The organism is Bifidobacterium saguinibicoloris (assembly GCF_019331725.1).
Taxonomy (GTDB): Bacteria; Actinomycetota; Actinomycetes; order Actinomycetales; family Bifidobacteriaceae; genus Bifidobacterium; species Bifidobacterium saguinibicoloris.
The window spans coordinates 24988-39691 of the sequence record NZ_JAHBBF010000003.1; the positions used below are offsets into that span (position 1 = coordinate 24988).

The window sequence follows — 14704 nt, forward strand, 5'->3', positions numbered from 1 at the left end:
CCTGGTTCAAACCTGCTCCTTGCGCATCTTCTTGTACCTTCGCCGTTCGCGTTCGCTCATGCCGCCCCAGATGCCGAAGCGTTCGTCATGGTCGATGGCCCATTGGAGGCATTGCTCGCGCACCTCGCACTGCGCGCATACGCGCTTCGCGTCCCTGGTGGATCCGCCCTTCTCCGGGAAGAACGCCTCGGGGTCGGTCTGCGAGCACAACGCCTTATGCTGCCACGATACATCCTCGTCCGGCGGGAACAGCCCCCACAGCAGCTCCCCCAGCGAGCCGTCGGCGGAATCGTCCGACATCCCCCTCATGCGCGTCTTCCTTCCTGCCGTCGGTGTTTCGCCGTCCTTCGCCACTAGATTACACACTTGCGTTTTCCTTTTTGTCAAGTCATGCCGTGTCAATACCACGCTTCGGAGCGACTTGTGCTATGTGTCCGGACGCCGGGTCCGCCGCGTTCAGGTTTCTTTTCGCTTGCCTGCCGTACAATCGTCATGTTCCAGCCCCTACAGGAAGGTATTCAGCGTGAGCTCGAGACGATCCGCCGCAGGTGTGCCCAATCTCAACGGATGGGAGGACGCCGCGCCCCGGCACGGCACCGCGTACCGCGTGCAGCATCGCGTGCGCAACGTCATCGTGTGCGTGGTGGCGGCTCTGCTCACGTTCGCGGGCACCGCCTCGGCGTCCACGCTCCTGGACATCCAGCACACGATCAACAGCAGGTCGACGGATGTGATCGGGCAGGACGGCAAGACCGCCGACGTCTCGGTGGTCGACCCGAACGCGGGCAAGCCCATCAACGTGCTCGTGCTCGGTCAGGACACGCGCGAGGGCGCGGGCAACGCGGCGGTCGGCGGCGAAGGCGCGGACCTCGCCGCGAACCATCAGGCGGACACCACCATGGTCGTGCAGATCGCGGCGGACCGTTCGTACGTCAACCTGGTCTCCATCCCGCGCGACTCCATCGTCGACGTCCCCAGCTGCACCACCACGAACGGCACGATCGGCGCGCAGTACGACGTGATGTTCAACTCCATCTTCGCCACCGCCTACCAGCGCGCCGGTAACCTCTCCTCCGCGGCCAGCTGCACGATGAACGCGGTGAATTCGCTGACCGGGCTCGACATCCAGAACTTCATCGTCGTGGACTTCAACGGTCTGAAGACCATGATCGACGCCGTGGACGGCGTGGACCTGTGCATCCCGTCCGACGTCAACGACCCCAACACCGGCGTGGACCTCGCCAAGGGATGGCACCACCTGGACGGCATGGCCGCCACCCAGTACGCCCGTCTGCGGCACGGCGCCGGCGACGGGTCCGACATCCAGCGCACCACGCGTCAGCAGTATCTCGTCAAGCAGCTGCTCCAGCAGGCGCTCAACAAGAACATGCTCACCCAGTCCGGCCAGCTCTACCAGCTCGCCAAGGCCGCGCTGAAGTCGCTCAACATCTCCAAGGGCCTCGCCAACACCACCACGCTGGCCGGTCTCGCCATGAGCATGAAGAGCCTCGACACCTCGCACCTGTATGCGCGCACCGTGCCCGTCACGTCATGGGCCCGCGACCGCAACCGCGTGGTGTGGACCGCCGACGCGGACACGCTGTGGGCGAAGATGCGCAACGACACGCCGTTCGTCGAGCAGCAGGCGTCCTCCGGGGATTCCGGTTCCTCCTCCGACGCCAACGACTCGTCCGACGCCAACGGTTCCGACCAGCAGTCCGACACCTCCTCCCAGACGTCCGGCTCCCAGGATTCCACGGACAATTCCGGGCAGCAGTCCGAATCCTCCAAGCAGATCAGCTCCACCATCACCGAGGACGCCTCCGGCAACTACATCGACGCGAGCACCGGCGGCGTCATCGACAAGGACACCGGCATCATCAAGGACGCCACGACCGGCCTGGTGATCGGCATCTCCGAGGACTACCTCAACAACGTGGCGTGCAAGGCGAGCTGACCCGCCCGGGCACATGACCGGCACCGGTCCTGCGCCGGTCATGTGCCGGAAATGAGAAAATCCGCGACGCCCCGCCACCACGGGGCCGGTTATGTGCAACAGTTGCAGAAGTTTTCAAGCGACTGTGACTGATCGGGAGGCGGCATGACTCTGGAAGGCGATGGGATGGGCTCGCAGGCGACTCCGCCCAGCTTCATTCCCGCCGGATCGCGCCGACGTCCGCCCGCCGCCCCGTCCGTCCCCCACGTCGGAATCTCCTCCGACGCCGATACCGGGGACGGCGACATGCGCCGCGTCGCCGTCCCCCGCTCATCGTCGGTGGCCTCCCGTCGCGAGACCGCCGTCCCCCCAAGCTTCACGCCGCCCACGCAGCGTCGTGCCGGCGAACGCCGCGTGCCGCAGCCGTCGCAGCCGGCGGCCGCGGCGCAACCGGCGTCGTTCACACCGCGCACGTCGTCGTCGCATCGCGACGCGGCCGTCTCCGCACGGACCCGGAACCCGCGCGTAGCGGGATCGCAGCGCGGCGCCGGCCTCGAAGACGCGCTTCCGGCCCGCCCCACCCGACGCTCCGCCGGCTCCACCAGCGTCGCCTCCATACCCACGGATGCAGATTCCCGTCTGCCCCGACGCCGCACGGCACGTCCGATGAGGCCGCGGCATGCGGGACGGACAGCGCTCGTCGCAGTGGCCCTGCTCCTCGTCGCGCTGGCGCTGGCCGTGTTCGGCGCATGGAACTGGGTGGACTCCCGCCTCAACAAGGAGTCGGGCTGGCTCACCGGCTCCACGAACACGCACGGCGAATCATGGCTCATCCTCGGATCGGACGAACGCGACGGCACCACGGGCGGCAGCGCGGACGACACGCCGGGCTTCCGCACCGACACCATCCTGGTGCTCACCAAGCCGAACAACGGCGCGAGTTCGCTGATCTCCATACCCCGAGACTCCCTCGTCCAGGTGGACGGCACGTACATGAAGATCAACGCCGTGGCGCAGGTGGACGGCGGCAAGGCGCTGGTCTCCACCGTGGAGCGGATCACCGGACAGAACATCGACCACATCGCCAAGATCAAGTTCGGCGGCCTCAAGCACGTGGTGGACGCGATCGGCGGCGTGGAGCTGTGCTACGACCAGACCGTCAACGACGCGAAATCCGGTCTCGACTGGACCGCGGGATGCCATGTCGCGGATGGCGACACGGCCCTGGCGTTCTCCCGCATGCGCTATTCGGACGCGAACGGCGACTTCGGACGCGCCCAACGCCAGCGTCAGGTCATCGCCGCCATCGTGAAGAAGGCGTCGTCCAAGGAGGTGCTGGCGAGCCCGTCGACCGTCACGAAGACCGCGGACGCCGGCCTGGCCGCGCTGACCGTCGATGACAAGACCAATCCGCTCACGCTGCTGGACATGGCGTTGGCGTTCAAGGCCGCCACCGGGTCCAAGGGCATCACCGGCTCCGTGTACTGGACGAACCCGGACTATCAGGTGAGCGGGGTCGGCTCCTCGGTGCTGCTCGACGACAGCCGCAACACCGAACTGTTCTCCGAACTCGCCGCCGGCACGCATGCGGCGGGGACGGTGGGCACGCTCGCCGAATCCCAACAGTCGTCCTGACGGCGGCGGTGCGTGGCCCGTTCCGCTGCGTTCCCTTCGCATGTCGTCCCTCATATGCCGCCCCACGAGGATGTGAAGATTCCCGGGGGCTCTATCCACATCACCCGTTCGGCCTTGCGCCGCCCGTGTCATGGCGGCCACAGTGGACGCCATGACACGGGAACCAAGGAACCGCACTCCACGCAATCGGACACGCGCCTCACGCGACCGGACCACGCCACGCGACCGAACACGCACGCCACGCACGCCACGCACTCCACGCGACCGCGAGCGCACACTCGCCATGCTCGCAGCCGCGGCGCCACTGGCCGCGCAGGCGGTCATGCTCGTCATGCTGCTGGCCATGCGCCGGTGGCTGTACGCCGCCATGCTGGCGCCCACGATCATCGGCTGCGCCGCCATGCTGCTGCTCCAGCGGATGCGCGCCGCGTCCGCCTCCGGCTCCGGACCGCCGGATTCCGCGACGGCGGGCGGAACGGGAGGGTCGTCGGGCCGTGCCGGGCCTCCCCTCGACGACCATACGCGGCTGGATCTCCTGCATCCATGCGTGCTGGAGGATCTGCTGGGACTGGACGCGGCGCGCGATCCGCTGCCTTGGCGCACCGTGGTACGGCGATGGCTGGAGCCTCCGGGATTGGACGTCCCCGTGGGCGTCGATCTCGACGGCGTGTTCCGTCTCGATCTGGGCAGGCAGGGGCCGCACGCCCTGGTGGCGGGAACCACCGGTTCGGGCAAGTCGGTGCTGCTGCAGAGCTGGTGCCTGGCCATGGCGTGCCGCAATCCGCCGGATGCGTTGCGGTTCGTGTTCCTCGATTTCAAAGGCGGCGCGGCGTTCAGGCCGTTGGCGCGGCTGCCCCATTGCGTGGGCAACGTGTGCGATCTGGATCTGGCGCATGCGAAACGGGCGCTGCATGCCATCGAGGAGGAGCTGCGACGCCGTGAGCGTCTGGTGGCGTCGAGCGGTGCGCCGGATGTGGCGTCGATGCCGGAGGGGTTGGCGCCGCCGCGCATGGTGGTCGTGGCCGACGAGTTCCACGCGCTGCGCGACCAGTTGCCCGACGTGGTGGACCGGCTGGTGCGCATCGCCTCGCTGGGGCGTGCGCTGGGCATGCATGTGGTGGCGTGCACGCAGCATCCGTCCGGCCAGGTGGGTGCGGATATGAAGGCGAACATGTCGTTGGGGCTGTGTCTGCGCGTGCGCGACGCGTTGCAGTCGACGGAGCTCATCGGTTCGGCGAAGGCGGCGGCGATCCCGCCGTCCCTGCCCGGGGTGGCGTATGCGAACGACGGCGAGCGGGTGACGGCGTGGCGGTGCGCCGCCGCGGACGACATCGGACGCATCGTGGATGCGGTGCGGGCCGCCGCCGTGTTCGAGGGGTCGGTGCCGCCGCCTGCGTTGTTCACCGCTCCCCTGCCCCGCGTGGTGCGCGCGTTGGAGGCGGCTTCCGCGCGGGATGCGGTGCCGTTCGCGCTGCGCGACGACGGCGTGCGGCTGTCGACGGCGTTCCTGCCGCTGCTGCGCGGCAATGTGGGCGTGTTCGGACAGCATGGCCGTGGCAAGTCCACGCTGCTGTCGCATGTGGAACGCCGGATCGTGGCGCTGGCGCGCGAGTGCGGCGGGTTCGCGGTGCGGGTCACGTCATGCGGTCCCTGCGGTCCGGTCACCCGCGACGTGCATGTCGCCCCGGTCCAAGGCGCGTTCCCGTCCGGCGGCCCGCCCCCGTCTCCGCCACGTCGCGTGTGGATCGTCGACGACGCCGGCCCGCTGTTCGATCCGTTCGGGGACGACCCGCTGTGCGCCGAGCTGCGGGAGGCGTTGTCCGACCGGCGGGTCACCGTGGTGTTCGCGGCGGAGACGACCCGTCATGTGCGGGTTCCGGAGCATTGCGCGGTGCGCGTGGTGTTCCCCACCGGCGACCGCGCCGTCGACATGATGAACGGCGTGCCCGGCGACCTGTGGTCGTCGTTCGGCCCTGACGACATGGCGCTGCCGGGCCGCGCGGTGCTGGTCGACGGCGCCAGGGCGTGGGCCGTGCAATGCGCGTCCGGCACGCCCGCCCGCTCGGGGGCGCCATGAACCGCCGGCGTCTTCTTTGCGCGAAAGTCTTGAAAAAGACCATCGAACGTGCTTATGTAGTACAGGACACGATTGTTGGTATCGGATTGGAGTATGACGACGATGAGCAGTGCATTTGATTGGCGTGCCAAGGCTGCGTGCCGTGACAAGGATCCGGAATTGTTCTTCCCGGTGGGCAACACCGGCGCCGCCTACCAGCAGATCGAGGAGGCCAAGGCCGTGTGCCGCACCTGCAAGGTGATCGACGCCTGCCTCAAGTGCGCTCTGGACACGAACCAGGATTACGGCGTGTGGGGCGGCCTGAGCGAGGATGAGCGTCGTCAGCTCAAGCGCAAGGCCATGCGTCTGCGCCGCTCCCAGGCCATGCAGATGCAGATCTGACCATTCCGGTCTTTCGGAAGGAAAAAGCCTCGACCCTGTTCAGGGCCGAGGCTTTTCTCGTGGTGCGCGGTCACTCCGTGCCGCGCGTCACTCCGACTGCGCGGCGCGCAGGGTCATGTCGAGGACCACGCGGGTGCCGCCGCCGCGACGCGGCTCCCAGTGCACGGTGCCGCCGAAGTCGTTGGTGACGAACGTGTTGATGATCTGCGTGCCCAGTCCCGAGCCCGAGGAGCGGGCCATGCCGCCCTGCGCCTCGGTGTCGAGGCCGGTGCCGTTGTCTTCGACCACCACGTTGAGGTTGGAGCCGGAGCGGCCCACGGAGATGGTGATGCGCCCCTCCTTGCGGCCTTCGAACCCATGCTCCACGGAGTTCGTGATGAGCTCGGTGAGCACGAGGGACAGCGGCGTGGCGTCCTGGGCGGGCATCATGCCGAATTTGCCGACGAAGTCGATGTCGATGTGCTGGTCCCTCATGGAGGCCACGTCCACGGCCATCTTGAGCAGTCCGGCGATCACGTTGTCGAAGTCCACCACCTCGTCGACCGTCTGGCTCAGTCCCTCGTGCACCATGGCGATGGTCTGCACGCGCCGCTGCGCCTCCTTGAGCTCCTTCTTGACCTCCTCCGACTTGGTCTTGCGCGCCTGGAGGCGCAGCAGGGCGGAGACGGCCTGCAGGTTGTTCTTCACACGGTGGTGGATCTCGGAGATGGCCGCGTCCTTGGTCTGCAGCTCCTGCTCCCGCCGGCGCAGTTCGGTGACGTCACGGCACAGCACGATGCCGCCCGTGCGCCCGTTCATGTCGCACAGGGGCAGCGAGCGCACGGAGACGGCGGAGCGGTTCGTGGTGATCTCGGAGTCCACGGCCGCCTTGCCGCTGAGCACGAGCGGCAGCTGCTCGTCGACGATCTCGTCGTGTTCGTGCAGCAGGTCGGCGCCGAGCTCGCTCAGGTAGTGGCCCTGCATGGTGGTGAGCAGTCCCAGCCGGCGGAAGCAGCTGATCGCGTTCGGCGAGGCGTAGCGCACGATGCCGTCGAGAGTGAGGACGATGAAGCCGTCGGCCACGCGCGCCATGTGGCGCTGGCTCATGACGGAGTCCGAGTAGGGGAACTGCCCGCGGGGGATCATCTCATAGAGCTGCTTGCCGGCGTTGATGCTTTCGGATTCGTAGCGGCCGTTGGATTCGCGCGTGGCCATGTTCGTCTCGCGCACCACCAGGCCGAGGGTCTTGCCGCGGTGGCGCACGGGCGCATACACGTTGCACACGGTGGATTTGCCGACGGTGCGCAGCACGGTGGAGCGGAACACCACCGCGGATTCCATGGCGGCGTCGAGTTCGCCGGTCATGGCCTCGGGCATGACGTCGCCGACGACGTCGTCGGTGCGCAGCGTCATGACGGTGGAGGGGCGGCATTGTTCGGCCACCACGTAGCGCCCGTCGCCGTTCTGCATGATGAGCAGCAGGTCGGCGAAGCTCAGGTCGGCGATCACCTGCCAGTCGGCGACGAGCTGGTGCAGCCATTCGCGGTCCCGGTCATCGAGGTCGGGCCGCGTCGCGAGGATCTGTGAGAAATCTGCCATGGCCTCCATCATACGCAGGGCACGGGCCTTGCGTCCGTGGCCCGGCGGACCGCCCTTCCGGACGGCGTCGCCGGCGACGCCGCGGGGCGTCCGTTGACGGTGGGCTTGACTTTGCCCATGCTTACGCTATCGTAAGTTACGGTAACGTAAGTTAGTCTTTCGTCAAGACGGCCGGAGGGCCGGGACGAGTCCGGAGGGGATGTCAGACATGATGACGGACGACGATATCAAACGGAAGCGTCAGGCGGTCGTCGACGCGCGCGAACAGGCGCTCAAGGCCAGGGCGGACGCGGCGCGCTCCCGCGCCGAGCTCAAGGCGCAGGAGATCCGGCTCAAGGCCGAGGCCAAGGCCAAGCGCGTCATCGCCAAGGGCGAGGCCAAGGCCGCGAAGCTGGAGGGCGTCCCCCCGGAGAAGGTGGCGCGCAAGGTCCGTCTGGACGTGCATGGACGTCCCAAGCCGGCCATGCGTGGCTGGATCCACGCCGTGGCGTCGCCGCTGTCCCTGGCGGCCGGCATCGTGCTCATCTGCCTGGCGCAGGGCGCGGGCCTCAAATGGGCATGCGCCGTGTTCATGACGAGCTCCCTGGTGCTGTTCACCAACTCCGCCTGCTACCATCTGGGAGACTGGAGCCCCGGCGTGACCGACGTGCTGCGGCGCATCGACCATGTGAACATCTTCCTGCTCATCGCCGGCACGTACACGCCGGTCTCGTTCGCCCTGCAGCCGTTCTGGCGCGACTTCATCATCATCTCGATGTGGGCGTGCACCGCGGTGGCGCTCGTCATCCACGTGATCTGGATCAACGCCCCGCGATGGCTATACACGGTGGTGTACATCGTGTTCGGCATCTACGGCCTCGCGTTCATGGCGCTGTTCTGGACCTCGCCGTACGCCGGCCCGGCCGTGGTGATCCTGCTGTGCGCCGGCGGCGCCTGCTACATCCTCGGCGCCATCGTGTACGCGCTGCGCAAGCCGGATCCATGGCCGCGCGTGTTCGGCTTCCATGAGATCTTCCACTGCGGCACGGTGGCCGGATACGCCTGCCACATGGTGGCGATCTACATGGTGATCGTGGCGCTGTGGGTGTAGCGTCCGCGAACGCCGCATGACGGCCGCGAACGGTCCGCCGGCGGCCCTATGCCCATATATGACGAAGCCCTCCGCACGGGGATGCGGAGGGCTTCGTCATATCTTCCCGAACGCCCGGGAGACCCGGAACGCCCGGAACGGCCGATGGCTCACACCAGCGGCTTGGACTCCTTGATGGTCACGGAGATCTCGCGGCCGTTCGGGGCCTGATAGGTCACCGTGTCGCCGGCGGACGCGCCGTTGATGGCCGCGCCCATCGGCGATTCGGGGCTGATGATGTCATGGTCGGTGGCGATGGACAGGTCGCGCGTGCCGAGCACGAAGACGCGTTCGCGGCCCATCACCTCGAGCGTGACGAGGGAGCCGTCGCCCACCTTGCCGGCCGGCGGAGCGGTGAGGATCTTGGCGTTGCGCAGCTTGACGGTGAGCTCGTCGATGCGCCCCTGGTTGACGCGCTGCGCCTCGCGGGCAGCCTGGTAGCCGCCGTTCTCGCTCAGATCGCCCTCCGCACGCGCGGCGGACACCTTGGAGAGGATCTCGTCGCGGTATTCACCCTCACGCCAGGCGAGCTCCTCCTTCATCTTGTCGTATGCCTCCTGCGTGAGCAGGATGGTCTTCTCTTCGCTCATAATCGGTTTTCCTCTCGTTGGTTCGGATGGTCATAACCGTCCGGACGACGTCGGACGACGCCGGACGGCCTTGCGCCGCCATATGCGAAAGCGCCGGATCGGAGCTCCGGCGCCTGCGGCGGTCATGTGACGGACGGTGTGCGTCCGGTCAGCGCGTGGAGATGATGTCGATGACGAACACCAACGTGTCGCCGCCGCCGATGCCCGCCTGGGGCACGCCGCGGGAGCCGTAGCCGTACTCCGGCGGGATGGAGACGACGAGACGGGAGCCGACGTTGTGGCCCGGCACGGTCTGGTCCCAGCCCTTGATGACCTGGCCCACGCCGATGCCGAAGCTGGCCGGCTGGTGGCGGTCGAAGCTGGAATCGAACGGCTTGTCACCGCCCCACACCACGCCGTGGTAGTTCACGGTGACGGTGTCGCCGCGGCGCACCATCGGGCCGTCGCCCTCGACGATCTCGACGGCCTTGAGACCGGCCGGCGGTTCGGCGGTCGGGAACTCGATGACGGGCGTGGTGCCGAATTCGGCCTGCACGATGGGCATATCAGCCATGGTTGCCTCCTTGACGCATGCTGCTTGCGGACATAATGCCGCTCATATTAGCACCGAACCGCGCGGCCCGCATGGCCCGTCCGCCCTGCGCGACGTGCGACGCCGCGCCCGTGTTCAGCATTCGACGACGTTGACGGCGAGGCCGCCCTTGGACGTCTCCTTGTACTTGGCCATCATGTCCTCGCCGGTCTCGCGCATCGTCTCGATGGCCTGGTCGAGCGTGACGATGTGCGATCCGTCGCCGAGCATCGCCATGCGTACCGCGTTGATGGCGGTGTTCGCGGCCATGGCGTTGCGTTCGATGCACGGGATCTGCACGAGGCCGCCGACCGGGTCGCAGGTGAGTCCGAGATTGTGCTCGATGCCGATTTCGGCCGCGTTCTCCACCTGCTCGGGCGTGCCGCCCAGCACGGCGGCGAGTCCGGCGGCAGCCATCGAGCAGGCCGAGCCGACCTCGCCTTGGCATCCGACCTCCGCGCCGGAGATCGACGCGTTGCGCTTGAACAGGTAGCCAATGGCGCCGGCTGTGAGCAGGAACGTGACGACGCCCTCCTCGTTGGCGTCGTCCATGAAGTGCCAGTAGTAGTGGAGCACGGCGGGGATGATGCCGGCGGAGCCGTTGGTGGGGGCGGTGACGATGCGCCCTCCCCCGGCGTTCTCCTCGGACACGGCGAGCGCGAACAGGTTCACCCACGCGGAGTCGGAGGATTCGAGGACGGCGTCGCGGCGGGAACGGCCGCGCTTGAGCACATCGGAGTTGGAGGCGAGGCGCTCGTACATGCGCGGGGCGCGGCGAGGCACGTCGAGGCCGCCTGGCAGGACGGTCTCGGTGGAGGTGCAGCCGTGTTCGACGCATGCGCGCATGACGCGCCACACCTTGTCGATGTCGGTCCTGACCTGCACGGCCGAGCGGGTGGCGGTCTCGTTGGCCCAGACGAGTTCGGCGATGCTCAGATGATGCTCGCGGCACAGGGCCACGAGCTCGGAGCCGGAGGAGAACGGGTAGGGCGCGTCGGGACCGAAGTCGGTGCCCGAGTCGCCGCCGTCCTCGTCGGCGAACGTGCTGCCCTCCGGCGGACGCTCGTGGATGCCGATCATCAGGTCGTCGGGTGCGCCCTTGCGGATGAATCCGCCGCCGATGGAGTACCAGACCTGTTCGTCGACGAGGCTGCCGGCCGCGTCGAACGCCTGGAAGCGCATGCCGTTGGGGTGGGCGGCCATGCGGCGCCATTTGTCGAAGACCATGTCGCGGTCGTAGTCGAAGCCGATGCGTCTGGTGCCGGCGAAGTTGAGCGTGTCGTCGAGCGCGCACGTCTCGCGGATCCGCAGCATGTGCTGCGTGTCGACGGTGGCGGGCAGGTTGCCTTCGAGTCCGGCCATGACGGCGCGGTCGGTGCCGTGTCCGAGGCCGGTCAGGGACAGGGAGCCGTAGAGCGTCACCTTGACGCGGTCGGTGCGTTCGACGAGGCCGGCGTCGCGCATCGAGGCGACGAAGGCGTGCGCCGCGACCATCGGCCCCACGGTGTGCGAGGAGCTGGGGCCCACGCCGATGGTGAACATGTCGAGGACGCTGAACATTGGCGGTCTCCTTTCCGTCTGTACCGTCTTACCGTCTGCTTCCCGCCTGCCCGTCAGCCGAGGGCGGAGAACATCATGACGCCGACGACGAGGCCGAGCGCGGCGAGGACGAGCTGTGCGGCGAGCAGGCCGAACGCGAGGCTCTTCCGCGCGGCGACCTTGCCCGCGTACAGCTTCCCGAGGAGGTAGGCCACGAACCCGAACGCCGCGTAGTTGGCGGCGACGGCGAGCACGTCGCCGTTGGAGAGCACCACGCCGTTGAGCGGCTGGTCGAGCGAGTTCATGAGGGAGCTCATGACGAACAGGCCCCATATGCCGTAGCCGATGGCGCCGACGACGCCGTAGGCGAACGGCTTGAACTTGTCGCGCATGCGCAGCGTGAACGATTCCACGCACCACAGCAGGGCGAATCCCACGACGTACGTGTAGGCGACGGCCACGAGCGTGACGAGCAGGGCCCACGGCAGGAGGGAGGCGACGTTGCCGATCATCGACAGGTAGAAGCCGGAGCATGCGATGGCGCCGACGGTGAGGGCGGTGCCGATGATGACGTTCTGCGCGAGCATGACCGGGATTCCGGTGGCGGTGTCCTTGTCGACGTGGGTCCAGCTGGACGGCATGGCGTTCCTCTCCTTCGCGTTCCTGTGGTCGAAACGAGGGACAAGCCTATATGCCGTATGTTTCGGCGGCATGTTTCCGGATGATGACGAACGATGGCTGACGATGGAAGCGCCCCCGCAGGGATTCGAGCATATCGAGCTTCAGACAACAGACACCGCCAAGCTCCATACTTGCGGCCAGACAGATGTACTCACACTGACCGGCAACATCCTGCCATTCGGTTTCCTGACCATCATTATCAGAGGATCGTCCCTGAACACAGAACTCGAATTGCTGATCTGTTGGCTTTCGATTTCCTTCCCGATCAGCATGATGCTTACGTGTTGCAACAGGCCATTCTGGAAATCGCCATGCAGACTTCGAAGCTGGAAGAATCCAAGATTGAACTGGAGAGAGCCTTGGCTCTGGCAGAATCCTCTCATGCCTTCCCCATATTGGTCAAGGACGGAGCATAAGAAACAATCCCGCTTCCTATTCCAGGTGTCACGGAAGTGCCCGCCCACTTGGCACGGGCACTTCCAACCAGTTTCCTTCGCGGACTAGTTCACTTGGCTTTTGACCAGCCCGGTTCCGTACGGGAACAGTACCGTGTTGGGATCGATATATTTCTTGGTGATGTTGTTGGCTTCTTTCGGCCAGGTAGTCGTCAGGTGCCCGCTGAAGTCCCGATCTGCGGACAGCAGCACATCGGCCACACCCTCTCCTTCGGAACCGGGGAACCCGGCCATGACCACCGCATCCACCTGCTTGAGCTGGTCGGTGATGGTCAGCGCTCGGCCCGTGGTCAGTACCAGGACGATGGGCAGGTTCGGATGCGTTTTGCGGATGCTGGAGATCGTATTGATATCCTTCTGCTGCAATGTCAGTTGATCCGCAGTGCGGTCGCCGGCGTATTCCGCGTATGGGCTTTCCCCGGCGACGACGATGGCCGCATCATAGTTTCCGGTGAATGAACCGTCTTCCTTGAGATCGACGGTTTGTCCGTTCTCTTTGCCGGCCGTCTTGAGGCCCTCATAGATGGTGGTGCCGCTGGTGATGTCGCCAGCCGACCCCTGCCAGGTGATCGTCCATCCGCCGGACTGCATGCCGATGTCGTTGGCGGACGACCCCGCCACGACGATGCGCTTCATGGACGGCAAGTCGTTCATCAACGTGGAGCCATCATCGGTCGACCTGTTCTTGAGTAGCGTCAATGACTGCGCGACGGCCTCGCGGGCCACGGCGCGATGTGCCTCGCCGCCGAATTGCGACAGCAGTTCCTTATTTGAATAGGCCAGCTGTGGGTTCTCCAGCAGACCCATCTCATCCTTCACGTTGAGGATACGGGTCACCGCATCATCGACGCGCGCCATGGCGATATCCCCGGAGTTCACGCCGTCGATGACGGCCTGGCGTGCCGCGATCCACTTGGGTTGGGTTCCCTCGTGTTCGTCCACCATGAGCATGTCTACGCCGGCGTTCACGGCCTTCGCCACTTTCTGGGCGTAGTTCAGGTTGCCCTCGATCTGATCGATGCCGTTGTAGTCGGTTATGACGATGCCGGTGAATCCGAGTCCTCGTTTCAGCACGTTGGTGAGCAGGTCGGCGTTGCCGTGGCATTTTACACCGCCGATGGAGTTATAGGAGACCATCACCGATCTGACGTTCGCGTCCTGGACGGCCGCCCGGTAGGGCACCAGCAGTTCGCTGTCGAGAATCTTCCGGAATGCTTCGCTGTCGTAGTCGAGAGGCACGTCACCTTGGTTGACGCCGTCTTTGGTGATGCCCTCGCCGATGAAATGCTTCGCGGTGGCGATGGCGGAGTCCGAGCCGGCCAGCCCGCTGCCGCTTTCGCCCGCCTGCGAGCCTTCGATATAGGCGGCGCCGAGTTTGGCCGAGAGATCTGCGTTCTCACCGTATGCCTCATAGGTGCGGCCCCATCGTTCGTTTTTGGGCAGTCCCAGCGTGGGCGTGAATACCCAGTTGGAGCCGGTGGCTCGTACCTCGCTTGCCGTGATTGCTCCGATCTGCTTCACGAGTTCGGCGTTCCCGGTTTGGCCGAGGTTGACGTTGTGCGGGAACAGTGTGGCGTCGGCGACGTTGTTGTGGCCGTGTACCGCGTCCACGCCGTACAGCAGCGGGATGCCGGTCTCGTTGATGACGGCGTGCTGGTAGGAATCGGCGCGGTTCGCCCAATCGGATGCGCTGTTGCCTGATTCCGGGGCGGCACCGCCGCCGCTCAGTATGGAGCCGATATGGTATTCGGCGGCTTGTTGCGGCATGATGTGCCGGGTGTCCGGCTGCATCATCTGACCGACTTTATCTTCCAGGGACATCGAGGCCAGTAATCGTGCGACGCGGTCGTTCCGGGCGGTCACCATGGTGGCGGCCGGTTCCGCCTGTGAAGATGCGGGTTTCCGATGCGGGTTTCCGTCGTCGTTTGCCGAGGCCAATGGCACTGCGGCAAACATCAGCGATGCTGAGATCGCCATCGAAAGCAATGTGGTCGCCACTGCGTTGCGGCGTCGGATACGGTTGTGCATGGTCATCCCTTGTTCCTTATCTATAGAACGTTTGGATATTCATATCGAGTTTGGATGCGGCTCATGGCCGCGGCTGAAGGGAACGCCCGGAGACCTGCATTCTT

12 protein-coding genes are annotated in these 14704 nt (G+C 66.3%); 5 read left to right on the top strand and 7 right to left on the bottom strand.

Translation table 11 applies throughout. The features are described from left to right. Window positions 1-6 precede the first annotated feature (6 nt). Complete coding sequence (locus KIH78_RS02940; RefSeq protein WP_214311221.1) at window positions 7-309, bottom strand: WhiB family transcriptional regulator; 303 nt, start codon at window positions 307-309, stop codon at window positions 7-9. 214 nt (window positions 310-523) lie between these two features. Between KIH78_RS02940 and KIH78_RS02945 the strand changes: the two genes are divergently transcribed. The 4 genes from KIH78_RS02945 (at window position 524) to KIH78_RS02960 (ending at window position 6029) form a co-directional block, all read left to right on the top strand. Next, a complete protein-coding gene (locus KIH78_RS02945; RefSeq protein ID WP_338024107.1) occupies window positions 524-1957 on the top strand; it encodes an LCP family protein in 1434 nt (477 codons plus the stop codon). A gap of 144 nt (window positions 1958-2101) precedes the next feature. After that, window positions 2102-3571, top strand: a complete 1470-nt coding sequence (locus KIH78_RS02950) for an LCP family protein (protein ID WP_236034379.1) — start codon at window positions 2102-2104, stop codon at window positions 3569-3571. Between the two features lie 283 nt (window positions 3572-3854). Beyond that, a complete protein-coding gene (locus KIH78_RS02955) occupies window positions 3855-5648 on the top strand; it encodes an FtsK/SpoIIIE domain-containing protein (protein WP_219131158.1) in 1794 nt (597 codons plus the stop codon). A 102-nt stretch (window positions 5649-5750) separates the two neighbouring features. Then, window positions 5751-6029, top strand: coding sequence for a WhiB family transcriptional regulator (locus KIH78_RS02960; protein ID WP_003826822.1), 279 nt, complete (start codon window positions 5751-5753; stop codon window positions 6027-6029). 87 nt (window positions 6030-6116) lie between these two features. Here KIH78_RS02960 and KIH78_RS02965 read toward each other — a convergent pair whose 3' ends face one another. Next, window positions 6117-7607, bottom strand: a complete 1491-nt coding sequence (locus tag KIH78_RS02965; protein ID WP_219131159.1) for a sensor histidine kinase — start codon at window positions 7605-7607, stop codon at window positions 6117-6119. A 208-nt stretch (window positions 7608-7815) separates the two neighbouring features. Here KIH78_RS02965 and trhA point away from each other — a divergent pair, with 208 nt between their 5' ends. Then, window positions 7816-8697 (top strand): PAQR family membrane homeostasis protein TrhA, encoded by an 882-nt coding sequence (gene trhA, locus KIH78_RS02970; RefSeq protein WP_420830098.1) that lies wholly within the window; start codon window positions 7816-7818, stop codon window positions 8695-8697. Window positions 8698-8846: 149 nt separating this feature from the next. Here the strand turns inward: trhA and KIH78_RS02975 are convergent, their stop codons facing one another. From KIH78_RS02975 to KIH78_RS02995, 5 genes are all read right to left on the bottom strand, one after another. Beyond that, on the bottom strand, window positions 8847-9326 hold the full coding sequence (locus KIH78_RS02975; RefSeq protein WP_214311227.1) for a GreA/GreB family elongation factor: 480 nt from the start codon (window positions 9324-9326) through the stop codon (window positions 8847-8849). Window positions 9327-9474: 148 nt separating this feature from the next. Further along, complete coding sequence (locus tag KIH78_RS02980; protein ID WP_214311228.1) at window positions 9475-9879, bottom strand: FKBP-type peptidyl-prolyl cis-trans isomerase; 405 nt, start codon at window positions 9877-9879, stop codon at window positions 9475-9477. Window positions 9880-9993: 114 nt separating this feature from the next. Next, window positions 9994-11457 (bottom strand): L-serine ammonia-lyase, encoded by a 1464-nt coding sequence (locus KIH78_RS02985; RefSeq protein WP_219131160.1) that lies wholly within the window; start codon window positions 11455-11457, stop codon window positions 9994-9996. A 53-nt stretch (window positions 11458-11510) separates the two neighbouring features. Further along, entirely contained in the window at window positions 11511-12077 is a 567-nt protein-coding gene (locus KIH78_RS02990; protein WP_219131161.1) for a cadmium transporter, read from the bottom strand. A gap of 540 nt (window positions 12078-12617) precedes the next feature. Continuing rightward, the gene (locus KIH78_RS02995; protein ID WP_219131162.1) at window positions 12618-14606 is read right to left on the bottom strand and encodes a glycoside hydrolase family 3 protein; all 1989 of its coding nucleotides are present in this window, start codon (window positions 14604-14606) and stop codon (window positions 12618-12620) included. Between the last annotated feature and the right edge of the window lie 98 nt (window positions 14607-14704).